This is a genomic window from Leeuwenhoekiella parthenopeia (assembly GCF_020782115.1).
Lineage (GTDB): Bacteria > Bacteroidota > Bacteroidia > Flavobacteriales > Flavobacteriaceae > Leeuwenhoekiella > Leeuwenhoekiella parthenopeia.
Genome location: NZ_JAJGMW010000014.1, coordinates 54663 through 79020, shown reverse-complemented (window position 1 = coordinate 79020; position 24358 = coordinate 54663). Strand labels below are relative to the sequence as shown.

Genomic DNA, 24358 nt, shown 5'->3' with positions numbered 1-24358 from the left:
ATTAATCAATCAAAAAAAGATGCATTTAAAACTAAAAACGGGATTGCTGGGGCTCTTCCTTTCAACAGCGATTTTCGCACAAGAAGATTCAAACGCGTTTTTCAGCAAAAAACACGAAATCAAAATTGACGCTATAGAGCTTATTGCCGTGGCAAATATTGAAATTACCTATGAATACCTCATCAGCAAGTATTCCGGAGCCGGAGTTTCGGTTAGTATTGATGGCGGCGAAAGCAGTGATGATATTCTAAAGTGGGCAATAACTCCTTTTTACAGACAGTATTTCTTTAACCGTCAGGAAAAAAGAGCTCAGGGACTTTTTGCAGAAGGACATTTAAATCTGGGTAGTTTTGAAGATAATTACTACGAGTATACTTACGACCCAGATACTGATTTTATCATTAATGAACGTTACGTTGAGCAAGACAATACTGCTTTTGGGGCAGGTTTTGCAGTGGGTTATAAATGGGCAAGCAACAATGGATTTGTAATCGAACCTTCTTTAGGTGTAGGACGTAATTTATTCGGTAATACTAAAGATGATGACAATTTCAGTTCTGTTGATATTTACTTTAGAGGAGGCATACAGGTAGGCTACCGTTTTTAAAAAATTTTCAAATCAAAGCAACCATTTTAAACTTCGGGTATCTAGAGGTTAGTTATTCCAATTTTGACGGAATACTATTCAACCTATTTTAAAAACTAAATATATTTATGAAACCATTTTTAGGATTACTTTTTATCAGCTTATTTGTTTCCTGCTCAATGAGTGATGATACCGGGCCTACACTACCTACAGAAACAGAAGCCGAAGCATTTGCCCGTAATCAGGAAGAAATTGAAGCTTATCTGGAAGCAAATGCCATTATTGCACAAACTACCAGCAGTGGATTACATTATACGATAACTGAAGAAGGAACAGGTGAATCTCCTGCTGCTAACGCTACGGTTAAAGTTAAATTCAAAGGATATTTTTTAAATAAAACGGTATTTAACCCGACCACAACCGCAGATTTTAATTTAAGCAATGTCATTACCGGTTTCAGCGAAGGCATCAGATTGATGAAGACCGGAGGAAAAGCAACTTTATTTCTACCAGCAAGATTAGGCTATGGGGTCTATGGTTCGCAGGGAGGAATTCCACCAAATACTGCTCTAATTTTTGATGTGGAGCTTCTCGAGATTGTAGATTAAGTTACAGGAGAATTGATATTTAAAACAAAAAAAACAGCGCCATCGTGGCGCTGTTTTTAGTTATATATAAGCGTAACACTTACTTTTCAAAAGCTTTAAGCGTTTTTGTAATAATTGCAACGCACTCGAGCAATTGCTCTTCGGTCATAACCAATGGAGGAGCAAAGCGAATGATATTACCGTGAGTAGGTTTAGCCAGAAGTCCGTTTTCTTTTAACGCCATACAAATATCCCAGGCCGTGCTGCTGTCTTCGCTATCGTTAATCACAATTGCATTGAGCAATCCACGACCACGCACCAGCTTTACAATCGTACTTCCTTTGATATAGTCATTCAGTTTGTTACGGAATAACGTTCCCAGTTTACGGGCATTTTGCGCTAAGTTTTCGTCTTTGACCACATTCAAAGCAGCCATAGCTACGGCCCCTGCCACAGGATTACCCCCAAAGGTAGAACCGTGCTGTCCGGGTTTGATTACATTCATTACAGCGTCGTCAGCCAATACCGCAGATACCGGGTAGGCTCCTCCGGAAAGGGCTTTTCCCAGGATCAGAATATCCGGTCTGCTATACGTTTCCTGACGCTCGCAGTGACCTTCGCAGGTACAGTTTCCACATACGGCCAGCAAAGCACCGGTACGGGCTATTCCGGTCTGAATTTCATCGGCTATAAATAAAACATTGTGTTCATTACATAAGGCCTTGGCCTGTTTCATAAAATCATCTGATGGCGTATACACTCCTGCTTCTCCCTGAATAGGTTCTACCAGGAATCCGGCTACATTGTCATTTTCCTGAAGGGCACGCTCCAGTGCCTTTGGATCATCGTAAGGTATTTTGATAAATCCGGGAGTGTAGGGACCAAAGTTTTTGCGGGCACCCTCATCGTTAGAAAACGAAATGATCGTTGTGGTTCGTCCATGAAAATTATTTTCACAAACAATGATTTGAGCATCCTGTTCTTTAAGTCCCTTTTTTTCATAAGCCCACTTGCGGGCTATCTTAATCGCAGTTTCTACAGCCTCTGCACCGGTGTTCATAGGCAGGAGCTTGTCAAACTTAAAATAATCTGTAGCAAAGGCTTCATACCTGCCGAGCATATCGTTGTGAAATGCTCTTGATGTAAGTGTGAGGGTTTGAGCCTGTTTGTTCATCGCATCAACGATTGCAGGATGGCAATGCCCCTGGTTTACGGCAGAATAGGCAGATAAAAAGTCAAAATACTTTTTACCTTCTACATCCCACACATAAACACCTTCACCGCGGTTCAAAACCACAGGCAACGGATGATAATTGTGCGCGCCGTGTTTGTCTTCGAGGGCAATAGCCTCCTGTGAAGTAAGTTGATCTTCAGTAATCATGTTGTAAAAAATTTTAGGGTAAGCACTCTATGATTCCTGCTTGGCAATGTCTTCTTTTGGTTTCTGTAAAGATTCAGAAGTAATTCCAGTGTAAAGAAGCATTCTTAAAAGGAGAGAAATCATCCTGTTTAAGAAATTGCAATTTATTAAAAAATCCATAACTCCTTAGCCTACTTAGTCCTAAAGCTTACTTAAATGCGGGGCTTAAGCTTGATGCAGATCATCATATTTATACTATTTTTGCCGCGTGTCAAGAAAAAAGAAAACCAGAAAAGTCTTTTCAAAAGTAACGGTGACAGACGCCGGTGCAAAAGGAAAAGCCATCGCAAAAGCTCCTGACGGGCGTGTTATTTTCATCAATAATGCCGTTCCCGGCGATGTTGTAGACGTACAAACCAACAAGCAGCGCAAAGCCTACTACGAGGGTACTGCCATACAGATTCACGAGGAATCGCCAAAGCGTACTCAGCCCGTTTGTAAACACTTCGGCACCTGTGGCGGTTGCAAATGGCAAAATATGCAGTATGAAGCCCAGCTTGAATACAAGCAGCGCGAGGTTGAAAATAACCTGAAACGTCTGGGGAAACTTGAGCTTCCTGCCATGACACCCATTTCCGGCAGTAAGGAGCAATATTTTTACCGCAATAAAATGGAATTCAGTTTTAGCGACAGCAAATGGCTTACCCTAAAGCAGATCAAAAGCGATGCGATTATTGAAGACCGCAATGCCCTGGGCTTTCACATTCCCGGAATGTGGGACAAAATTCTGGACATAGACAAGTGCTGGTTGCAGCGTGATCCCAGTAATGCCATACGCAACGGGGTCAAGGAGTTTGCTACCAAAAACAACATTCCGTTTTTTAATACCCGTAATCAGGAAGGACTTTTAAGAACCTTAATGATACGTACCAGCAGTACGGGTGAACTTATGGTATTGGTTCAGTTTTTTGCTGACGAAAAAGAGCCACGTGAGTTGGTGCTTGATTATTTAAAAGAAAACTTTCCGGAAATAACATCATTGCTTTATGTGATTAATGAGAAAGGAAACGATACCATTTACGATCAGGAAGTGATCTGCTACAACGGAAGAGATCACATCTTTGAAGAAATGGAAGGCCTGAAGTTTAAAATCAATGCCAAATCCTTCTACCAGACCAATTCTGAACAGGCTTACCAACTGTATAAAATAACGCGTGATTTTGCAGACCTTCAGGGATCTGATACTGTATTTGACCTATATACCGGCACAGGAACCATCGCTCAATTTGTCGCAAAAAATGCCGGAAAAGTGATTGGAGTTGAAGCTGTCCCAGACGCTATTATTGCCGCACGTGAAAACGCGCAATTAAACGGCATTGAAAACGTTGAGTTTTATGTAGGCGATATGAAAAATGTCTTTAACGAAGCTTTTGTAGCGAAACACGGTAAGCCCGATGTGGTAATAACCGACCCTCCGCGCGATGGTATGCATAAAGATGTGGTCGAACAACTAATCAAGATTAAGGCTCCCCGTATTGTTTATGTAAGTTGTAACAGTGCAACACAAGCCCGTGATTTAGCTTTGCTCGACCCGTACTATAAGATTAAAAAGGTGCAGCCTGTAGATATGTTTCCGCAGACACACCACGTAGAAAATGTTGTTTTATTAGAACTCCGCTAATGCTCAGAAACGGTATTATCCTTATTTTGCTTATTGTACTCACCACCTACTCATGTGAGCGTGATGATATCTGTGCAGCCAGCACCCCCACCACTCCCGGTCTTACTATAGGCTTTAGAAGCAATGAAAACACGCTGGAGGCCAAACCGCTCAATTTAGACGTGTATAATATAGACCGTACAAAAGTTATTCAATTTAGAAATGCTTCCAGTATTAGCATTCCATTACGCACCGATACTACCACAACGGTTTTTCTTTTTGAGAAAAACCCGGGAAACCCCGATGCTAATGAAGACCCTGAAGATATAGACACGCTAATCATCAATTACACGCCTCAGGAGGTATTTATCAGCAGGGCGTGCGGCTACAAAGTTATTTTTACCAATCTGGAAATTCGACCCCGGCCCGGTGCTACCCGCTGGATTGACGATATCAACATTAACTTGAGAACTGTAGAAAATGAAGATACTACGCAGGTATATATTAGTCATTAGTCTGTGCACATTCGGCTTCGTTTCAGCAATCGCTCAGGATAATCAGGGGATTGTAGTTGAAGAGCCGCTTGAAACCCGGGCTTCAGATACCCTGGCAGATAAAAAACCTGCCGAAAAATACGGTTTACGTGCCGGGATAGATTTGAGCAAAATTTTGCGAAGCTTTCTCGAAGAGAACTATGAGGGTGCCGCGATAGTAGGCGATTTCAGAATCAAAGACCGCTACTATATAGCAGCAGAAGTAGGCCGTGAATCCAAAAGCTTTGAAGAAGGCGTATTTGACACTAAAACTCAGGGAAGCTACCTAAAAGGCGGGATCAATTATAACGCCTATAGCAACTGGGCCGGTATGTCAAACCTTATATACGTAGGGTTGCATATAGGCGTAGCCAGCTTTAAAACCGATTTAAACAGCTATACCATCTACAACCCCAATACCTTCTTTGAGCCCGATACCCGGGTGGTATCTCGCGAATATTCGGGCCTCAATGCGATCTGGGGAGAACTGCAAATGGGGATTCAGGTAGAGGTGCTTAACAATCTGTATTTAGGGATGAACGTGCAGCTGAAGCGGATGCTTTCTCAAAAAGCGCCCGATGATTTCACTAACATTTACGCTCCGGGATTCAACAAGGTAACCTTTGATAATGTGTATGGCGCAGGTTATGGTTATTCAATAAGTTATCTGCTGCCCATTTTTAAGAAATAGAACCCCAGGCCTATGAGTTTTGCTTCACGGGTAGGCATAATAAACGAGTTTATTAAAAGGCCTGACGACCGGGTTCTACCCCTTTCATTCTGGCAAAAAATAAAATTTCTCTTCAGTAGTATAGTTTACGATATGGCAATAGCTATAGGCTTTGTCGTGCTGCTTACTTTTCTCGAACCGCTCACTGCCGAGTATGAAAACCTGCTCAACAAGGATTTATACCCCTTCTGGCAGGCCATTCTCTACATGACCATATTACCTCCGTTAATTGAGGAAACGATCTTCAGATTTCCGCTTAAATACAAACGCAATTATCTGCTGCGCGGACTGGCCTATTTGTTTAAAACCGATTTTTCAGTATTCTGGAGAAAACATCTGCGTGTAATCGTTTACCTGTTTTCGAGCGTGTTTGGACTGGTTCACCTGAGTAATTATGAAAATGTTGACTGGATCTTTTTTGTTTTGGCTCCCATTATTACAGGTCCGCAACTGGCAGCAGGCGTAATTTTCAGTTTTCTAAGACTGAAACTGGGATTTGTTTGGGCACTTCTGGGACATTTTCTGCATAATTTCAGTCTGATTATGCTTTCCTTTTTAGCTTTTCACAATGTGGAAAGACCTCTGGTAGATAATGAGCAGGTTTCTATAGAAACCACCGGCATCGCTTTTGAAGTAGAGCGTTCAACCCGTATGGTTTACGACAGTGCTCCTAACGGAAATTTACTGTGTCTCGAAGCTCAAAACTATGAACTTCAAAACCTGATAGATCACTTTTATACGAAAGATTCAATACAGGTACGCGATAATGACCGCCTCGACCTGAAGCTTTACAGCAAGACCGATGAAGGCTATTCCCGGGAAGACCTATTAGAAGTTTTAGAAGGGCATTATACCCTAATTAAGCCTACCTCAGATAACTAGTTGGGCTCAAGTCTGGTTTTCTATCTTTGCACCTATGTATAAACTCATCAGCAGCACCCAAAATCCTACGATAAAGAAGCTTGTCGCCCTGCAGGAAAAGTCCCGCGAGCGCCGCAAGAGCGGTCTATTCTTGATTGAAGGGGTACGTGAAATCAATCTGGCACTTAATGCAGGTTACGATTTTCAACACGTGTTTTTTTGTAAAACTATTGTCGAAACGCAGCTTCTTGAAGATTTACTCGACACACTTTCTGGCAAAGCCGAAGTAATTGAACTGACTGAGGAAGTGTACCGTAAAATCGCCTACCGCTCCGGAACCGAAGGCGTTATCGCTTCCGCGAAAGCGAAACCCCACGCATTAACTGATCTGCAATTACCTGAAACACCTTTAATTTTAATTGCCGAAGCTCCCGAAAAACCGGGAAATATTGGCGCTTTATTGCGTACCGCAGATGCCGCGGGCGTTGATGCTTTTATTTTGGCCAATCCGCTTACCGATCTTTACAACCCAAACATCATACGATCTAGTGTGGGTGGTGTTTTTACTGTTCCGGTCGCAACAGGAAGTACTTCAGAAATCATTGACTTTCTGAAAAACAAGAACATCCACATTTTTGCAGCTATTTTACAGGAAGCGATTTCCTATGAGAAACAAAATTTTACAGAAGCCTCAGCAATTGTTGTAGGTACTGAAGCAGACGGGCTTTCGGAGATCTGGCGTACCGAATCAAAACAGAATATCATCATCCCCATGCAGGGCAGTCTCGACTCGATGAACGTTTCGGTAGCAGCTGCAATACTCATTTTTGAAGCCCGAAGACAACGCGGTTTTACCCCAAATTCTTAGAACTATGACCCCACAACTCGTTTTTTACATCATTATCGCTTTTATAATTCTAAGCTTTGCCATAGATCAAATTCTCGACTGGCTCAATGCCAAACATTTTGACGATCCTATTCCAAAAGAACTTAGTGATGTTTACGATGCAGACACCTACCGTAAATCTCAGGATTATAAAAAAGCAAATGCCCGGTTTTCGGCACTCACTTCCTCTTTTATGCTGGTTGTGACCCTACTTTTCTTTTTTGCAGATGGCTTTGGTTTTGCAGATCAACTGGCACGTAGCCTTAGCAACAACGAGATTGTTGCCGGACTTCTCTTTTTCGGAATCATTATTCTGGGAACCGATATTTTGACGACTCCTTTTAGTTACTATAAAACCTTTGTGATTGAAGAACGCTTCGGTTTTAATAAATCTACTCCTGCCCTGTTTTTTATGGATAAATTAAAAGGCTGGCTTATGACCATTATCGTAGGCGGTGGTTTACTGGCTCTGGTCATTTGGTTTTACCAAATAAGTGGTGATCTCTTTTGGCTTTATGCCTGGGTGCTTTTTGCTGTATTTGCTGTGGTTACCAATATGTTCTACGCACGGCTTATTGTACCGCTTTTTAACAAACAAACGCCCTTGAGCGAAGGCGATCTGCGCACTAAAATTGAAAGTTATGCCAACTCAGTAGGCTTCAAACTAAAAAATATTTTTGTGATAGACGGCTCGAAACGCAGTACCAAGGCCAATGCGTATTTTTCGGGTTTTGGTTCTGAAAAACGTATTACCCTTTACGATACCTTAATCAACGATCTCGAAGATGAAGAGATTGTGGCTGTGTTAGCTCACGAAGTGGGGCATTACCGCAAAAATCATATTATCATCAACTTGTTCGTTTCCCTGTTGCTTACCGGGTTTACCCTTTGGCTTTTGGGATTATTTATTAGTCAGGAGGTCTTTGCACTTGCCATTGGGGTTGACCAGCCCAGCTTTCACGCGGGTCTTATCGCTTTCGGCATTTTATACGCACCTATTTCTGGGATTACCGATTTTTTAATGAGCGTCCTCTCGCGCAAATTTGAGTATCAGGCAGACAATTATGCAAAAGAAACCTATGCAGCACAACCGCTCATTACCTCTTTAAAAAAATTATCCCGCAACAGTTTGAGCAACCTTACCCCACATCCGTTATATGTAAAACTGCATTACTCGCATCCTACCCTGCTTCAGCGTTATAAAAATCTAAAAGCCTAGTTTGTAAAAAACCGCTTATCTTTCGACTAAGAGATGACCTGATTGCATTTGCTTTTTTGGGATATAATTGTACTTTTAGAATATGACTGCTGTTGAATTAGAAGAAGAAAATAAAGAGCTCACCCGGCAATACAAGGAGCTGCTGCGCATAAGTTATCGCACCCTTTCTGATGACGATAAAAAAATGATCAGAAAAGCCTTTGAGGTTGCGGTAGATGCGCATAAAGATCAACGCCGTAAATCGGGGGAGGCTTATGTTTTTCACCCGCTTGCCGTGGCTCGTATTGTCGCCAGCGAAATTGGTATGGACGCCACTTCTATTGCTGCGGCGCTCCTTCACGATGTCGTTGAGGACACTTCCTATACTCTGGATGATCTGGAAGATTTATTTGGCCCCACCGTCGCCCGAATTGTTGATGGTCTTACCAAAATCTCTAACCTGAAAAAACATCGCGATGTTTCGTTACAGGCAGAGAATTTCAGAAAAATGCTGCTTACCATAAACGACGATGTTAGGGTAATCATCATCAAGATTGCAGACCGCCTGCACAATATGCAGACCATGGATTCTATGCGGCAGGATAAGCAGGTAAAAATTGCCAGCGAAACCCTGTATATCTATGCTCCGCTCGCGCATCGTATAGGCCTTTATAACATCAAGACCGAACTGGAAGATCTGGGCCTCAAATACACCGAGCCCGAAGTGTTTAAAGACATTTCGCGTAAGATGAAGGAGACCAAAGAGCAGCAGGATCAATACATTGAAGAGTTTACCAATGCCGTTAAGCAATCGCTTGACAAAGAGGCTCTAGATTATGATATAAAAGGGAGACCTAAATCTATTTACAGCATACGTCGTAAAATGCTGAAGCAAAACATACCCTTTGATCAGGTTTACGACAAGTTTGCCATTCGTATCATTTATAAATCAACTCCCGAAAACGAGAAATTCCTCGCTTGGAAGATTTATTCCATCATAACCGATCACTTCAGGCCCAATCCTACCCGACTACGGGACTGGATCTCGTCTCCCAAATCAACGGGTTACGAAGCTTTGCACATTACCGTTATGGGGCTGAAAGGGCGTTGGGTTGAAGTTCAAATTCGGTCTGACCGGATGAATGAGATCGCCGAAAAGGGTTATGCCGCGCATTACAAATACAAGCAGGGCACCACAGAAGAAAGCGAAGAAGACCGCACACTCGACCAGTGGTTAAACCGTCTTCAGGAAGCTCTTGAAGGTAATGAAACCAATGCCATTGAGTTTGTTGAGCAATTCAAACTGAATCTGTACAACAAAGAAATTTTTGTATTTACGCCTCAGGGAGATTTAAAATCCCTGCCTAAAGCTGCCACGCCACTTGATTTCGCTTTCAGTATACATACCGAAATAGGAATGCATACGCGCGGCGCACGGGTAAATGGCAAGCTGGTTCCACTGAGCCACGAACTCAAAAGCGGAGATCAGGTAGAGATCATCACGAGCGAGCATGCAAGACCTAACAATAACTGGCTTGACTATGCCACCACTGCTCGTGCGCGGGCAAAAATTAAATCTTCGCTTAAAGACGAGAAGAAAACCATTGCCGAAGACGGTAAAGTGATTCTTACCCGTAAACTGCGCTCTCAAAAAATCACACTTGATGAGGGAGTGATCAACGAGATGGTGATCTATTTTAAACTGAAAACCAGCCTCGATTTGTTTTACCGGGTGGGTATAGGTACCATAGATAATAAAATGATCAAGGACTATGCTGCCTCACGCAGCAATGCCTTTGTGAGTTTCTTTAAAAACAAGATTCGCAAGCCACCTGTTGCAGAACATGTTGATAAAGATGAAATCACCGATAAATACGACTTGCTCGTTTTTGGCCGGGATGAGCAAAAGCTCGATTATACACTTGCTCCGTGTTGTAATCCCATTCCGGGAGATAAAGTATTTGGTTTTACCACTGTCTCCGAAGGAATACGGGTTCACAAGCAAAACTGCCCTAACGCATTATCCCTGCAGAGTAATTATGCCTATCGCATCATTCCGGCAAAATGGATAGACTCGTCGGCGCAGGACTTTCAGGCGGAGCTTGAACTCACCGGAATCGATACCCTGGGTCTTGTAAATCACGTTACCCGTGAGATTTCAGAACACATGCATGTGAATATGCGCAACCTTAATTTTACCACAAATGACGGTGTGTTTAACGGAAAAATCACGGTTATCGTTAAAAACAAAGAGCATTTACGCAGACTTATAGAAAACTTGAAAAAAATAAACGGTATCGACAAAGTCATACGTTTGTAATTGCGTAAATTTGCACCCTCTATTATGGTACCTAAAGCAACAATAAATAAAGATCAGGAAGTCGTAAAAAACGTCTTCACCAAGTTTCTGGAAGAAAATGGGCATCGTAAAACTCCGGAGCGATATGCAATTCTTCAGGAGATTTACAATTACAAAGACCATTTTGACATTGAAACGCTGTACATCAGCATGAAAAATAAAAAATATCGGGTGAGCCGCGCTACGCTGTACAATACGATAGAATTATTGCTTTCATGCGGTTTGGTGCGCAAACATCAGTTTGGTCAAAACCAGTCACAATACGAAAAATCGTATTTTGATAAACAGCACGATCACGTGATTTTAACCGATACCGGTGAAGTGATTGAGTTCTGTGATCCGCGTATTCAGTCTATTAAGAAAACTATCGAAGAGGTTTTTAATATTCAGATAAACAAACACTCCCTTTATTTTTACGGTAACCGCAAACCGGAGGATTCAACAAAAAACACAACCGAAGACAACAATTCATAGATGGCAGTAGATTTACTTCTGGGTCTCCAATGGGGAGATGAAGGAAAAGGCAAAATAGTTGACGTACTTACTAAAAATTACGATATCATCGCCCGTTTTCAGGGAGGTCCCAATGCAGGACACACTTTAGAATTTGACGGCATTAAGCACGTTTTACACACCATACCCTCAGGGATTTTTCACGAAAATGCGATCAATCTGGTAGGAAATGGCGTGGTGATAGACCCCGTTATTTTTAAAAAAGAACTTGACAACCTATCCAAGTTCAAACTAAACATAAAGGATAAACTGCTTATTTCGCGTAAGGCACACCTTATTCTACCCACGCACCGCTTGCTTGATGCAGCTTCCGAAGCTTCAAAAGGCAAAGCAAAAATAGGCTCTACCCTCAAAGGGATTGGACCTACCTATATGGATAAAACCGGTCGTAACGGTATTCGCGTAGGGGATCTGGAGCTTGACGACTGGAAAGATCGTTATTCCGCTTTGCGCGACAAGCATATTGATATGATCGATTTTTACGACGCCAAGATTGAATATAATCTGGACGAACTGGAAACCGAATTCTTTAAAGCTGTAGAAGTATTGAAGTCTCTTACTTTTATTGACTCTGAAGAATACCTGTATCAGGCACAACAAGCCGGAAAATCAATTTTGGCTGAAGGTGCACAGGGTTCATTACTCGATATCGACTTTGGTACCTATCCTTACGTAACTTCGTCCAATACCACCGCTGCAGGAGCCTGCACAGGTCTGGGCATTGCTCCCGGGCAAATTGCTGAAGTTTTCGGGATTTTTAAAGCCTATACCACTCGAGTGGGATCTGGCCCCTTCCCTACTGAGCTTTTTGACGAGGTAGGCGCTACAATGGGTCGCGTAGGTAATGAGTTTGGCGCCACAACAGGAAGACCACGTCGTTGCGGCTGGTTAGACCTGGTTGCCCTCAAATATGCCGTACGCGTTAATGGCGTTACCCAATTAATGATGATGAAAGGCGACGTTTTAAGCGGTTTTGATACCCTTAAAATCTGTACCCAATACAAATACAAAGGTCAGGTAATTGATCACCTGCCTTACAATATTGAGCCCGAAAACGTAGAGCCTATCTATACTGAAATGAAAGGCTGGGCAGAAGATCTTACTAAAATGCAGAAAGATGGCGAACTTCCGAAAGAGCTTAATGATTATATAGATTTTCTGGAAAAAGAGCTCAATGTGCCTATTAAAATCGTTTCGGTAGGACCCGATCGTACCCAAACAATTCACAGATAGATCGTCAAGACCTGTAAATCTAAAGCCTGAACTCGCGAAGTTCAGGCTTTTTTTTGGCTTGATTTTGAGAGCATTTTGGCAGTAAGCTAACACAGATACCGCTACATTTACTATATCCTAATCAACCTATTATGAAAATATTTCAGTGTACCCATTGCAAGAATCCTGTTTATTTTGAAAACACCAGCTGCGAAAAATGCGGTAATCAACTTGGCTATCTATTCAAGGAAGAAGAAATGCTTTCATTTCCCTATACTGAAAAACACCAACTAACAACTCAGGCTTCCGGCAAGAGTTATACCTATTGTTCAAACCAGCAATTTCACGCCTGCAACTGGCTGGTACCGGCTGAAGGAACAGACACCTTTTGTGAAGCCTGTGCTACTAATAATATGATTCCCGATCTCAGTTTTCAGGAAAACAAACTCGACTGGCAAAAGATCGAAGCAGCAAAACGAAGACTGTTTTACAGTCTCAAAAAGCTTAGTCTGCCTGTTTCCTTTGAGCTGGCAGACCAAAATCTCGAACTGAGTTTTGATTTTTTAGCCTCAGACCCTAATAATCCGGGGTCGGTCAAAACCGGCCACGCAAATGGCAGAATAACCTTAAACATCAATGAAGCCGATGCCGTGCATCGGGAATATATTAAAGAGCAGCTTTCAGAAAGATACCGTACCCTTTTGGGACATTTTAGACACGAGGTCGGTCATTTTTACTGGGATGCGCTTGTCAAACCCAATCCTAAGGTGCTTCAGGAATTTAGGGCACTATTTGGCGATGACAGCCTCGATTATGGCGAGGCTTTAGAAAGACACTATAAAGAAGGCCCGCCTCAAAATTGGCGTAAAAATTACATCAGTTCGTACGCCACTATGCACCCATGGGAAGATTGGGCAGAAACCTGGGCGCATTATTTACACCTTATGGATATGCTTGAAACCGCGTACCACTTTGGGATGGAAATTGATCCCGAACTCAAAAAAAACAACAACCTCGATGTCAGTTGTGATTTTGATCCCTATGAGGGTGCGTCTATGCGCAAAATCATCAAACACTATCTGCCACTCACCTACGTCGTAAATTCCCTCAGTCGAAGTATGGGTGCCCCGGATCTGTATCCTTTTGTGATTTCAGAACCTGTAATCAAAAAACTGGATTTTATTCACCGCCTGGTGCTTGATTAATGTTTTTGCCCGGCGGCGAAAACATTAACTTTAGTCATTAAAGCAGTCCTTATGTATGAAGTAGAACTTACAGCCCGTCTTAAGAATTATCAGGAAACACGAAATCAAATCCTTCAATTTGATATTGAATCTCAGAAACGGCTGGATTATGATGACCGATATTACGATCAAAACAACTTGCTTACGGAAGCAGATCAGGAATTTAGATTACGCACCAAAACCAATCTGGATACCGGCGAAGCAGCGCATTACCTTACTTTTAAAGATACAGCCTTTGAAAAACTCACCCGTTCAAAACCGGAATACGAGACTCTGGTAACCGATCACAGCAATACCGAGCAAATTCTTTTTAAGCTGGGATACAAAAAAACGGCTCATTATACCAAACATTGTGAAATTTTCAATCTGCATTATAAAGAGATAGATATTGAAATAGCTCTGGTGCGCTTTGACGAATTAGAAGACTCGTTTATTGAGATTGAAACCCAGACCGCTCAAAAGGCAAAAACCGATGCCCTCTTTGACATTCTTTACGGCCTTCTTGCCGAACTTCAAATTTCGAAAGCACAACTTACGGAAGATTTCTATATCGAAATGATCAAAGAAGCAAAGGCAGGAAAATCCTGATTTGAGATAAAATTCTCTGGTCTAATTTTGAACGGAAGCTATACTTTAAGCGGAGGTTTTTCCGTTATATTTGCATCAAAATACGCTATGCCCGGTTTTTTAAAACACTTCTTTTTACTCGCAGGTCTTCTTCTTTCGTTTTCGGTTTTCGCCCAGGAAGGAAATGAACTCGATATCACTTCAGACATTTCACAAATCGACGAGGCTAAATATCCCGGGGCTCTGGTAATGTATAAAAACACCAATCAGGTTTATATTGTACACAAGGGTATTGAGATGTGGTGTGATCTGGCCTTTCATTATAAGAATGAAAATTTTGTACGTGCTATAGGTAATGTGCGTATGAACCAGGGTGATACTATAAGTATGCGTAGTAATTATGCCGAGTACAACGGTAATACCCAATTTGCCTGGGCTTCGGGCAAGGTAAATCTACAGACGCCTACAGCCACACTCGATACAGACACCCTTTATTTTGACCGTATAAAGCAACAGGCATATTACCGCAACAACGGGACTTTAAGAGACACCGCAAGTGTAATAACCAGTAAAATAGGCCGCTATTTTCTGGATCAGGATAAATATTCTTTTATTCAAAACGTAAAGGTTACCAACCCGGAATACGTGATCGATAGTGAGCAACTGGACTATTATTCAAAAAGCAAAATCGCCTATTTATACGGTCCGTCAACCATTACCAGTGAAACCAGTACGGTTTATTGCGAACGGGGCTATTATGACACCCGCAATGACAACGGGTATTTTGTAAAAAATTCCCGCATAGATTATGACAACCGCACCGTTTTTGGAGACAGTCTGTATTTTGACCGTCCTACCAATTTTGCTTCGGCTACAAACAACATTAGGGTAATAGACACGGCAAACAACAGCATTATTAAAGGGCATTATGCCGAAGTTTATAAGGCTAAAGATTCTGTTTTTATAACTAAAAGAGCGGTGGCTATTACGGTTCAGGATCAGGACTCCATCTACGTACACGGCGACCGTCTAGTAGTAACGGGAGTTCCCGATAAACGAATCGTTCGCGGGTATTACAACGTGCGTTTGTTTAAAAGCGACCTGAGCGGAAAATGCGATTCTATTCACATCAATCAGGAAAGCGGGCTTACCCAAATGATTGGAAAACCTGTTTTATGGAGTGGTCTCAGCCAGATGACCGGCGACAGCATTCATTTAAAAAGCGATACCAAAACCGAGCAACTCGACTCGCTTCGGGTTTTTGAGAATGCCTTTTTGGCTCAACAGGACACCATCCCCCTGTATGATCAACCCGATAAATTGGGGTATAATCAGGTAAAGGGAGTGACGCTTTTTGGCACCTTTAAAGACAATGCCCTGCACCAGATCGACATTGTGAAAAATGCAGAAAGTATAAATTATATGCGTGGTGAAGACGGGGTTCTTCAGGGGATTGACAAAAGTAAATCGGCATCTATTACCGCAATTTTAGAAGAAAATGCACTTGTTGAAGTCACCAAATGGCGGCAGGTAGATGGTGAAGTTTTTCCGTTAACCAAATTCCCGAAAGATCAACGAGAGTTTCCGGGACTCAACTGGCGCGGAGCAGAACGCCTGCTCACCAAGGAAGATATTTTTAAAGGCGAAGCTCCTTTTACGCTTACAAAGATTCAGGGAATCCCGCTTCCTCAAATTGAAGAAGACTTTTTTGATAACAGTATTCCCGATAACGAACTTGATATACCCGGTGCTTCACGCCTTAAACCTTCTGACTTTAAAAACCGGGAAGAAGATGCGCCCGGCATAGGTATTCCTGTAAACGACAAAGCAACTTTACAGCCCGGCGCAAATGACGAGGAGAACGACAATACCGGTACTCCACAACTGCACGAATTACCTCAGGAAAAAGTAAAGGACTCCCTAAATGGCACTAATGAAGGCTGATTTTTTAAAATATCAGGCACAGACCACACCGCATCCGCTCGCAATGGAGGTATCTCACGCAAAGGGATCCTACATTTACGATACGAGCGGCAAAGCCTATCTTGATTTTGTAGCAGGAGTTTCTGCAACCAGCGTGGGTCACGGGCATCCCAATGTATTAAAAGCACTTCGTGAGCAAAGCGAAAAGTACCTGCACGTTATGGTATATGGCGAGTATGCGCAAAGCCCAGCCGTACAATTAACCCGCCTGCTAGCCGAGCTTCTCCCCGCTCCACTGGAGCAGACCTATCTGGTAAACAGCGGGACTGAAGCTATAGATGGCGCGATGAAGCTTGCCAGACGTGTAACCGGCAGAAAGGAGATTATTTCTGCAAATCAGGCTTATCACGGCAATACCTTTGGAGCGCTAAGCCTGATGAATTATGAGGAACGTGTTGCGCCTTTTAGGCCATTAGTGGGTGGTATAAGACATATTGATTACAACAGTTTTGAGCATTTAGAGCAAATAACTTCTCAAACTGCCGGTGTTGTGCTCGAGACCATTCAGGGCGGAGCAGGATTTATACAGCCCGTGGAAGGCTGGCTTTCAGCAGTAAAAAAACGCTGTGAAGAGGTGGGCGCCCTGTTGATACTTGATGAAATACAACCGGGTTTTGGTCGTACGGGAACATTTTTCGGTTTTGAGAATTATAACGTGATACCCGATATTGTCGTGATGGGTAAAGGTATGGGCGGCGGTATGCCTATTGGCGCCTTTACCGCCTCAACGGCTCACATGCAACTGTTATCAAACAATCCTAAACTGGGTCATATTACCACCTTTGGCGGTCATCCTGTCATTGCGGCAGCTGCCCTGGCGACCGTGCAAACTATTCTGGACGAAAAACTTATGGAGCAGGCTTTAGAAAAGGAAAAGCTCATGAGAAGTCTGCTAATACACCCATTAATTGAAGAAGTACGCGGTAAAGGTTTGATGCTTGCTGCAATGACGCCCTCTGCTGAAATCACCTCTCAAGCCATATTACAGGCTCAGGACGAGGGGCTCATCTTATTTTGGCTGTTGTTTGAAAGCCGTGCAATACGCATTACACCACCATTAACAATTTCTAATGAAGAAATTGAAAAAGGTTGTCGTACCTTAATTCAGGTTTTAGATAAAATAGCGTCTAAGCTATCCTGAAAGTAGAGTTTAGGCCTGATTGTTGATTAATTTGTTAACAACAATATCTAAGCCTACAAGGTCTGCCTGCTATCCTTGTTAAATTTATAAAGGCAGAAATTTAAAAAGCAACGTGTATGAAGTTTAATCAAGAACACGAAGAAGACAATTTCCCGCTCACCCGTTTTGAATCTATGTTAAAGACCAATCATGTTCTTTTTTTCGATTCGGATGAATTTGAGAATATTGTAAACCATTATCTCGAGAATGGGAAAATTGCTTTGGCTAAAAAAGCTGTAAAATTGGGTCTGGATCAGCATCCTTCCTCCTCAAATCTCAAGTTGTTTAAAATTGAAATTCTCATTTTTGAAAACAAACTCGATGAGGCAGATCGTATGCTCGCAGCGCTCTATGAGCTGGAGCCACAGAATGAAGAGGTATTTATTCAGAAAGCAAATATTTACTCCAAAAGAGACGATCATAAGAAAGCCATTGAGCTGCTTGAAATGGCTCTCGAAATTACCGAAGACGATGCCGACATCTATTCTCTGATCGGGATGGAATACCTGTTTTTGGATGATTTTCAGAATGCCAAATTCAACTTTATGAAGTGTCTTGAAGTTGATGATGAGGATTATTCTGCCCTTTACAATGTGATTTATTGCTTCGACTTTCTGGAGCAGCATGAGGAAGCTATAGATTACCTCAATATGTTTCTGGATAAAAATCCGTATTGCGAAGTTGCCTGGCATCAGGTAGGCAAACAGTATTTTGATTTAAAGGAATATGAGAAAGCCCTCGCTGCCTATGAGTTTGCAATTATAAGCGACGACACTTTTATCGGTGCCTATTTTGAAAAAGGTAAGGTTCTCGAAAAACTGGGCAGATACAACGAAGCCATTGAAAACTACCAGATCACCTTAAGTCTGGATGATCCCACTTCATTTGCCTATTTAAGAATGGGTAAATGCTATCAAAAACTGGCTTGCGACGATCTTGCCATTAAGTATTTCCTGAAAACGGTAAAAGAAGATCCGCTTTTGGATAAAGGCTGGATAGCCATTACCGATTTTTACACCCGTAAAATGGATTATCAGAATGCGTTGTATTACATCAACAAAGCGATAAATATTGACGGGGATAATGTGCTGTACTGGAAGCGCTATGCCAAGATCAATGCCCGTCTTAAATTCTATGAAGAAGCCGAACGGGGCTATCGTAAAACTCTCGAGCTTGGCAATTATGAGCTCGAAACCTGGCTTACCCGGTGTGATATTCTCATAAATCTCGGGGAACCTGAAGCAGCCATCACAAATTTGCTTGAAGCCGTCGAATTTTATCCGGACTCCGCGCAGGTAGAATTTCGTCTTGCCGGTCTGTATTTTTCAACAAACGACGATCATAAAGGGCATTTCCATTTAGAAAATGCGCTTAAACTTGAGGCGGATTACGATATCATTTTAGAAGAATTGTTTCCGTTTGTTTATGCAAAGAAATCGGTGCTGGACAAAATCAAAAAAGCAAGGAACAAAACCTCAGGCAAATAGATTTTACTACGTCTCATAGCTTCTTTTCATACGCGCACTTACAACAAGTATAGCCTGCCTGTTATAGATTTGTTTAGTACATTTGAGACCTAACCAATGAATTCATGTCTCAAAACAGATCACTGCTCAATTATGCAGTTATTACCCTAAAAGGTCTGGCCATGGGAGCAGCAGATGTTGTTCCCGGTGTCTCAGGTGGTACCATTGCCTTTATTGCGGGCATCTACGAGGAACTTATAACGACTATTGATAATCTAGACCTCGGCATTTTTAAGGTCTGGAAAAAGGAAGGCTTTTCAAAAGTTATTGAAGTTTACAACTTAAAATTTTTAGCAGCCCTGTTTTTAGGAGTACTCATAAGCATACTCTCTCTGGCAAAACTCATTACTTACCTTCTGGATCATCATCCTTTACTCCTTTGGGGCTTCTTTTTCGGATTAATCGTAGCCAGCATTGTTTATATCGGCAAACAAATCAATACCTACAGTGCGGGAGTTGTGATTGCAGGAATTATAGGCATAGCGGTTTCCTATTATATAACCATTGCCGAACCCCTGAGTACTCAGGCCAGTTACTGGTTTATTTTTCTTTCGGGATTTGTGGCTATTATCGCAATGATTCTTCCCGGTATTTCAGGATCTTTCATCTTATTACTTCTGGGTTCTTACTCTATTGTTTTGGGTACGGTGCGTAATTTCCTGGACGCCCTGATCAGTTTTGATTTTGCTGCTCTTAAAGATGCAGTAATCAAACTGCTTTTGTTTGTCCTGGGTTGTGTGGTTGGCCTTAAGGCATTCTCAAGGGTTCTTACCTATTTGTTCAAAAACTTTCAGGATCTTACCCTTGCCTTGTTAACCGGTTTTATGATTGGGGCCCTTAACAAAGTATGGCCCTGGAAAGAAGTACTATCCTACCGCGTCAACTCAGAAGGACACGAAGTTCCTCTTATTGAAAAGAGTATACTGCCCAACTATTATGACGGTAATCCTCAGGTAATTTTAGTCATAGTGCTCATGATTGTCGGGTTTTTGACTATTTTTCTGCTTGAACGATTTGCAAAAGCGAAAAACGAGCATGGAATTTAAACACCGCTCCCTTTCTGATAAAATCTGGCTGGTGCTCAAAGGTCTCGCCATGGGCGCAGCCAATAAAGTGCCCGGTGTTTCAGGAGGTGTGGTTGCTTATGTTGCCGGTTTTTATGAAGAATTTATTTATTCCCTGCAACGCATTAATAAAAATGCCTTTAAACTTCTTTTAGGCGGTCGTTTTCGAAGCTTTGTAAGATATACCAATGGACGATTCCTTGTTTTGTTAGTATTTGGAATGGTCATCAGTTATTTTAGCGTCTCTAAAGTGCTTGATCTGGCTATAGAAAACTTCCCATTACAGGTGTGGAGCGCGTTTTTTGGGATGATTATAGGCAGTATTTATTTCATTGCTAAAGATTTTGACGACTGGTCAAAACGGAATATTCTAATCCTGTCTCTGGGGGTAATAACGGGTGTCGCCATAAGTCTTCTGGAACCGGCTACCCAAAATGACAACCTTATTTTTGTGTTTTTCTGCGGAATCATTGGTGTTTCAGGGATGACCCTTCCTGGGCTTTCAGGCTCATTTATCCTTATTCTTCTTGGAAATTATGTGCTGCTCCTGGTGGACTCGGTAAATGCGCTTTACGATACTTTGACAGATCTTGTACAAGCCGATTTCTCGTTTATAAATGACCCTCATCGTGTACGCCTTCTAAAGGTTCTTACCATGTTTACACTAGGGTCTGTAGTGGGGCTTGTTACGCTTTCTAATTTTTTGGGCTACCTGCTTAAACATTTTAAAAATGAAACCAATGCCGGGATAATTGGTTTTATTACCGGTTCACTCGGAGTTGTATGGCCCTGGAAGACTCCCATTTTTGAGCGGGATGTACTGGGTGTTATCCAATACGACCGCGTAGGAGATCCTATACTTAAAAATTACGATCGCTTTATCCCCGATGAGTTATCTTTAAATAATATTACTGCAATACTATTTATATTTTTAGGAATAATAAGTGTGATCGCATTGAGCAAATACGGGGAAAACACCCGTGTATGATTTCTTAAAATTTCTGAGTTTTACGTAAATATTTTAATATTTTCGCAATGCACTTAGAACAACCCCAAACCCTTATGCTAAAATTCGGTCTCATTGGTAAAAACATTGAGTATTCTTTTTCAAGGAAATATTTCTCCGAAAAATTTGAAAAAAACGATATTGACGCTTCTTATGTCAACTTTGATTGCCAAAGTCTTCAGGATGTAAGAACAGTACTTCAGCAAAAAGATGAAGATCATCTGGGCTATAATGTTACCATTCCTTACAAGCAGGCCATCATTCCCTATCTCGATGAGATGAATAAACACGCGAGCGCTATCGGCGCGGTTAATGTTATCAAACGTCTCAACAACGGCAGACTTAAGGGATATAATACAGACTATATAGGCTTTAGGAAATCGCTTAAACCCTTTCTAGACAAACAGAATCACAAGTGTGCCCTCATTTTAGGCACCGGTGGTGCTTCAAAGGCTGTGGCCTATACCCTGGAATTGGAAGACATTTCATTCAAGTACGTTTCCCGGAATCCTAAAAAGGGACAACTGGCCTATGAAGACCTGACTCCGGCGATGATCAATAAGTACACCTTAATTATAAATACCACCCCGTTAGGGACATTTCCTAACGTAACTGAATGTCCTAAAATATCTTACCGTCAAATCAGTTCAAAACATCTGCTCTACGATTTGGTTTACAATCCCGAAGAAACGCAGTTTTTAAAAAATGGAAAAGCTCAGGGTGCGATGACCACAAACGGTTACAATATGCTGCGTTTACAGGCCGAAGCTGCCTGGAGAATCTGGAAATAACCTCCACTAGTATAACATGCCTCAGCAATTTACGTTAGTCTTTAAAAGATAGAGGGCTGCGGGTTTTAGATTATAGAATTACTTGTCGTTTGCACAGTTAATGGTATCTTTAGCGTCCCGGCAGCTTAAGACCGTTTCCGCTTGTTATTTAGCGAAATGGGCTTACAAGACCGAAAAATTGATGCTTTACTAATCAATTTGGCTTTACTTAAACCAAAATGAACCTTAACATTGAAACAGATGTCTGAAGAGAAGAATAATACCCAGGATACCAAGGCCAAAGAGCCGGAAAATAATAAAAAACAGGAAGCGCATTCTGAAATGCCTGAAGCTCAATCTGTAGAAGAGCAGGATCAAACAGGCGTAGATGAGCAACTGGTTACCGAATCTGTAGAGGTAATCGAGGATGCCAAAGATGTAGAAGAGCCTGAGACCCTAAAAGAAGATACAGATGATGCCGCTCTGCAGGAAGCCGAAGCCCTGGAGTCTTCTGCTAGAACAGAAGCATCTGATGAACAGGAAAAGCCTGAAGATACAGCTCTAGTAACCGATTCTGTAAAAACTGTTGAGCATGCAAAACCTGCTGATACCGGGAATGAGGAGGACGAGGAGTTTCTGGCAGAAGATGACAGTGAAGAAGGTACCGCAGAAGACCTGGACGAGGTTTTAAGTGAAGAAAGCGAGGATGAATCTGTTGCCGAGCGTCACAGCATTCCCAAAAAAGATTACGAAAAGATGAGCAAGGAACAGCTCATCAAAGAATTTAAATACCTGCTCAACAACCATAAAATTCAGGCCATTAAAGAACACGTGTCTGAACTTAGAGCTGCTTTTATATCTAAATTTGAAGACGAGCAGGAAGAGGCTAAAGATCGTTTTCTTGAAGATGGCGGTAATATTATTGACTTCAGATACTACAGTCCGCTTAAAAAAGAATTTAATTCGCTTTACTTCGAGTACCGGGATAAACGCAACCAGTATTACCAGAATCTGCGTAAAGACCTGAGCGCAAACCTCGATACGCGCACTGCGTTAATCGAAGAACTCAAAGAACTCAAAAACGAATTGGGTGGTGAAGAGAGTATTAACACCACTTTTGAAAAGTTTAAAGACATTCAGGAGCGCTGGCGCAATGCAGGTAATATTCCACGGGATCGTTATAATCTGATCTGGAATAATTACCATCACCACATTGAGAACTTTTACGATTTTCTGCACCTAAACCGGGAATTCAGAGATAAGGATTTTAAAGAGAATCTTGATAAAAAATTGAAGCTGATTGAGCAGGCCGAAGAGCTTACTCAGGAACAGGACGTAAACCGTGCCTTTAAAGAGCTTCAGATGCTTCATAAAATCTGGAAAGAAGAAGTTGGCCCTGTTTCGCGCGAATACCGTGAAGAAATCTGGGAAAAATTTAGCGCCGCTACGCGAAAAATTCATGATGCCCGCCAGGAATACTTCAGGAATATTGATAAGATTTACGAACAAAACCTGGAGAAAAAACAGGAAGTTATTGCAGCTATTGAAAAACTGGTAGCAAATCCTGCAACAAACCACAAAGAGTGGCAAAAGCAGATGAAGACGGTAAACGATCTGCGTGAGGATTTCTTTAAAATAGGAAAAGTCCCCCGAAAAGATAATGAGCCAACCTGGAAAGCCTTTAAGAAAGTGACCCGCGAGTTTAACCGCGGTAAAAATGGCTTTTACAAAGACCAGAAAAAAGAGCAATATGCTAATCTGGAAAAAAAGATGGAGCTCATAAAAATTGCTGAAGAACACAAAGACAGCGACGATATTAAGGCGACCATCGATCTTATGAAAAAAATTCAGTCTGACTGGAAAAAGATAGGACACGTACCGCGCAAGGATAGTGATAAGATCTGGAAACGCTTCAAAAAAGCCTGCAATCACTTCTTTGATAAATTACACGCAGAGAAGAAAGAAATACTGGAAGAAGAGAAAAACAATCTCGACGATAAAAACGCCCTGCTTGAAAAAGTAAAAGAACTCAAGTTAAGCGGTGAACCTCAGGAAGACCTTAAAACGATAAAAGCGGTTATTAAAGAATGGAAAGACACCGGCCGTGTACCCCATTCTAAGAAAAACATCGAACAGGAATTTAATAAAGTACTTGATGGGCTCTTTAAAAAGCTCGATTTAAGCCGAAAAGAGTCTGAACTCATCAAATACGACAATCGCGTAGCCGCAATTGCAGATGAAGATGGTGATCAGGCCTTAAATAAAGAACGCTATTTTATAACGAAAAAGATAGATGAAGTCAAGGCTGAAATTAACCAGCTTGAAAATAATCTCGGCTTTTTTCAGCATGTGCCTGACGATAACCCGATGGTAAAAGAGGTGCACAAAAACATAGCTGAGCACAAAAAAACACTTGAAATCTGGAAAGCCAAGCTTAAAAAACTAAAATCTCTTTACTAATTAATCTGGCTATGGTTTGCACCCTGTGTAAACATCCCGCTGTTCATTTTGGAAATTTTCAAAACAGAAACTA

At 41.8% G+C, this 24358-nt stretch carries 21 protein-coding genes; 20 read left to right on the top strand and 1 reads right to left on the bottom strand.

The annotated features are described in order from the left end of the window. Positions 1–19: 19 nt before the first annotated feature. The gene (locus tag LLW17_RS11645) at positions 20–607 is read left to right on the top strand and encodes a DUF3575 domain-containing protein (RefSeq protein ID WP_228230438.1); all 588 of its coding nucleotides are present in this window, start codon (positions 20–22) and stop codon (positions 605–607) included. Between the two features lie 107 nt (positions 608–714). Further along, complete coding sequence (locus LLW17_RS11640) at positions 715–1194, top strand: FKBP-type peptidyl-prolyl cis-trans isomerase (RefSeq protein ID WP_228230437.1); 480 nt, start codon at positions 715–717, stop codon at positions 1192–1194. 79 nt (positions 1195–1273) lie between these two features. On the opposite strand, the gene rocD is transcribed toward LLW17_RS11640, so the two are convergent. Further along, positions 1274–2554, bottom strand: a complete 1281-nt coding sequence (gene rocD / locus LLW17_RS11635; RefSeq protein ID WP_228230436.1) for an ornithine--oxo-acid transaminase — start codon at positions 2552–2554, stop codon at positions 1274–1276. Between the two features lie 247 nt (positions 2555–2801). Here rocD and rlmD point away from each other — a divergent pair, with 247 nt between their 5' ends. From rlmD to LLW17_RS11545, 18 genes are all read left to right on the top strand, one after another. Next, complete coding sequence (gene rlmD / locus LLW17_RS11630) at positions 2802–4214, top strand: 23S rRNA (uracil(1939)-C(5))-methyltransferase RlmD (RefSeq protein ID WP_228230435.1); 1413 nt, start codon at positions 2802–2804, stop codon at positions 4212–4214. After that, the gene (locus LLW17_RS11625; protein ID WP_228230434.1) at positions 4214–4708 is read left to right on the top strand and encodes a DUF6452 family protein; all 495 of its coding nucleotides are present in this window, start codon (positions 4214–4216) and stop codon (positions 4706–4708) included. The genes rlmD and LLW17_RS11625 overlap by 1 nt, the downstream gene beginning before the upstream one ends. Then, the gene (locus LLW17_RS11620) at positions 4674–5417 is read left to right on the top strand and encodes a DUF6048 family protein (RefSeq protein WP_228230433.1); all 744 of its coding nucleotides are present in this window, start codon (positions 4674–4676) and stop codon (positions 5415–5417) included. Before LLW17_RS11625 ends, LLW17_RS11620 begins: the two co-directional genes overlap by 35 nt. A gap of 12 nt (positions 5418–5429) precedes the next feature. Next, a complete protein-coding gene (locus LLW17_RS11615) occupies positions 5430–6338 on the top strand; it encodes a CPBP family intramembrane glutamic endopeptidase (RefSeq protein ID WP_228230432.1) in 909 nt (302 codons plus the stop codon). Between the two features lie 34 nt (positions 6339–6372). Then, positions 6373–7185, top strand: coding sequence for a TrmH family RNA methyltransferase (locus tag LLW17_RS11610; RefSeq protein ID WP_228230431.1), 813 nt, complete (start codon positions 6373–6375; stop codon positions 7183–7185). Between the two features lie 4 nt (positions 7186–7189). After that, a complete protein-coding gene (locus tag LLW17_RS11605; RefSeq protein ID WP_228230430.1) occupies positions 7190–8422 on the top strand; it encodes a M48 family metallopeptidase in 1233 nt (410 codons plus the stop codon). 82 nt (positions 8423–8504) lie between these two features. After that, positions 8505–10721, top strand: coding sequence for a RelA/SpoT family protein (locus LLW17_RS11600; RefSeq protein WP_228230429.1), 2217 nt, complete (start codon positions 8505–8507; stop codon positions 10719–10721). Between the two features lie 24 nt (positions 10722–10745). Then, positions 10746–11234 (top strand): Fur family transcriptional regulator, encoded by a 489-nt coding sequence (locus LLW17_RS11595; RefSeq protein ID WP_228230428.1) that lies wholly within the window; start codon positions 10746–10748, stop codon positions 11232–11234. Next, a complete protein-coding gene (locus LLW17_RS11590; protein ID WP_228230427.1) occupies positions 11235–12506 on the top strand; it encodes an adenylosuccinate synthase in 1272 nt (423 codons plus the stop codon). 131 nt (positions 12507–12637) lie between these two features. Beyond that, a complete protein-coding gene (locus tag LLW17_RS11585; protein ID WP_228230426.1) occupies positions 12638–13690 on the top strand; it encodes a zinc-binding metallopeptidase family protein in 1053 nt (350 codons plus the stop codon). Between the two features lie 51 nt (positions 13691–13741). Beyond that, a complete protein-coding gene (locus LLW17_RS11580) occupies positions 13742–14317 on the top strand; it encodes a CYTH domain-containing protein (RefSeq protein WP_228230425.1) in 576 nt (191 codons plus the stop codon). 27 nt (positions 14318–14344) lie between these two features. Then, positions 14345–16240 carry an OstA-like protein gene (locus LLW17_RS11575; protein ID WP_228230424.1) on the top strand — a complete coding sequence of 632 codons (1896 nt, stop codon included), beginning with the start codon at positions 14345–14347 and terminating at the stop codon, positions 16238–16240. Then, positions 16230–17420 (top strand): aspartate aminotransferase family protein, encoded by a 1191-nt coding sequence (locus LLW17_RS11570; RefSeq protein ID WP_228230423.1) that lies wholly within the window; start codon positions 16230–16232, stop codon positions 17418–17420. The genes LLW17_RS11575 and LLW17_RS11570 overlap by 11 nt, the downstream gene beginning before the upstream one ends. 116 nt (positions 17421–17536) lie before the next feature. After that, positions 17537–18946, top strand: coding sequence for a tetratricopeptide repeat protein (locus tag LLW17_RS11565; RefSeq protein ID WP_228230422.1), 1410 nt, complete (start codon positions 17537–17539; stop codon positions 18944–18946). 104 nt (positions 18947–19050) lie between these two features. Then, the gene (locus LLW17_RS11560) at positions 19051–20031 is read left to right on the top strand and encodes a DUF368 domain-containing protein (protein WP_228230421.1); all 981 of its coding nucleotides are present in this window, start codon (positions 19051–19053) and stop codon (positions 20029–20031) included. Next, entirely contained in the window at positions 20021–21037 is a 1017-nt protein-coding gene (locus tag LLW17_RS11555) for a DUF368 domain-containing protein (protein WP_228230420.1), read from the top strand. The genes LLW17_RS11560 and LLW17_RS11555 overlap by 11 nt, the downstream gene beginning before the upstream one ends. 74 nt (positions 21038–21111) lie before the next feature. Further along, positions 21112–21846: a shikimate dehydrogenase family protein gene (locus LLW17_RS11550; protein ID WP_434084781.1), complete on the top strand. Its 735-nt coding sequence runs from the start codon at positions 21112–21114 to the stop codon at positions 21844–21846. A gap of 240 nt (positions 21847–22086) precedes the next feature. Then, positions 22087–24285: a DUF349 domain-containing protein gene (locus LLW17_RS11545; protein WP_228230418.1), complete on the top strand. Its 2199-nt coding sequence runs from the start codon at positions 22087–22089 to the stop codon at positions 24283–24285. Positions 24286–24358: the final 73 nt, after the last annotated feature.

Coding starts and splice junctions, on each gene's coding strand:
- LLW17_RS11615 (WP_228230432.1), top strand. CDS start 5,430: ATGAGTTTTGCTTCACGGGTAGGCATAATAAACGAGTTTATTAAAAGG.
- LLW17_RS11645 (WP_228230438.1), top strand. CDS start 20: ATGCATTTAAAACTAAAAACGGGATTGCTGGGGCTCTTCCTTTCAACA.
- LLW17_RS11555 (WP_228230420.1), top strand. CDS start 20,021: ATGGAATTTAAACACCGCTCCCTTTCTGATAAAATCTGGCTGGTGCTC.
- LLW17_RS11640 (WP_228230437.1), top strand. CDS start 715: ATGAAACCATTTTTAGGATTACTTTTTATCAGCTTATTTGTTTCCTGC.
- LLW17_RS11605 (WP_228230430.1), top strand. CDS start 7,190: ATGACCCCACAACTCGTTTTTTACATCATTATCGCTTTTATAATTCTA.
- LLW17_RS11545 (WP_228230418.1), top strand. CDS start 22,087: ATGTCTGAAGAGAAGAATAATACCCAGGATACCAAGGCCAAAGAGCCG.
- LLW17_RS11625 (WP_228230434.1), top strand. CDS start 4,214: ATGCTCAGAAACGGTATTATCCTTATTTTGCTTATTGTACTCACCACC.
- LLW17_RS11595 (WP_228230428.1), top strand. CDS start 10,746: ATGGTACCTAAAGCAACAATAAATAAAGATCAGGAAGTCGTAAAAAAC.
- LLW17_RS11570 (WP_228230423.1), top strand. CDS start 16,230: ATGAAGGCTGATTTTTTAAAATATCAGGCACAGACCACACCGCATCCG.
- rocD (WP_228230436.1), bottom strand. CDS start 2,554: ATGATTACTGAAGATCAACTTACTTCACAGGAGGCTATTGCCCTCGAA.
- LLW17_RS11565 (WP_228230422.1), top strand. CDS start 17,537: ATGAAGTTTAATCAAGAACACGAAGAAGACAATTTCCCGCTCACCCGT.
- LLW17_RS11620 (WP_228230433.1), top strand. CDS start 4,674: ATGAAGATACTACGCAGGTATATATTAGTCATTAGTCTGTGCACATTC.
- LLW17_RS11590 (WP_228230427.1), top strand. CDS start 11,235: ATGGCAGTAGATTTACTTCTGGGTCTCCAATGGGGAGATGAAGGAAAA.
- LLW17_RS11600 (WP_228230429.1), top strand. CDS start 8,505: ATGACTGCTGTTGAATTAGAAGAAGAAAATAAAGAGCTCACCCGGCAA.
- LLW17_RS11585 (WP_228230426.1), top strand. CDS start 12,638: ATGAAAATATTTCAGTGTACCCATTGCAAGAATCCTGTTTATTTTGAA.
- LLW17_RS11550 (WP_434084781.1), top strand. CDS start 21,112: ATGCTAAAATTCGGTCTCATTGGTAAAAACATTGAGTATTCTTTTTCA.
- LLW17_RS11610 (WP_228230431.1), top strand. CDS start 6,373: ATGTATAAACTCATCAGCAGCACCCAAAATCCTACGATAAAGAAGCTT.
- LLW17_RS11560 (WP_228230421.1), top strand. CDS start 19,051: ATGTCTCAAAACAGATCACTGCTCAATTATGCAGTTATTACCCTAAAA.
- LLW17_RS11580 (WP_228230425.1), top strand. CDS start 13,742: ATGTATGAAGTAGAACTTACAGCCCGTCTTAAGAATTATCAGGAAACA.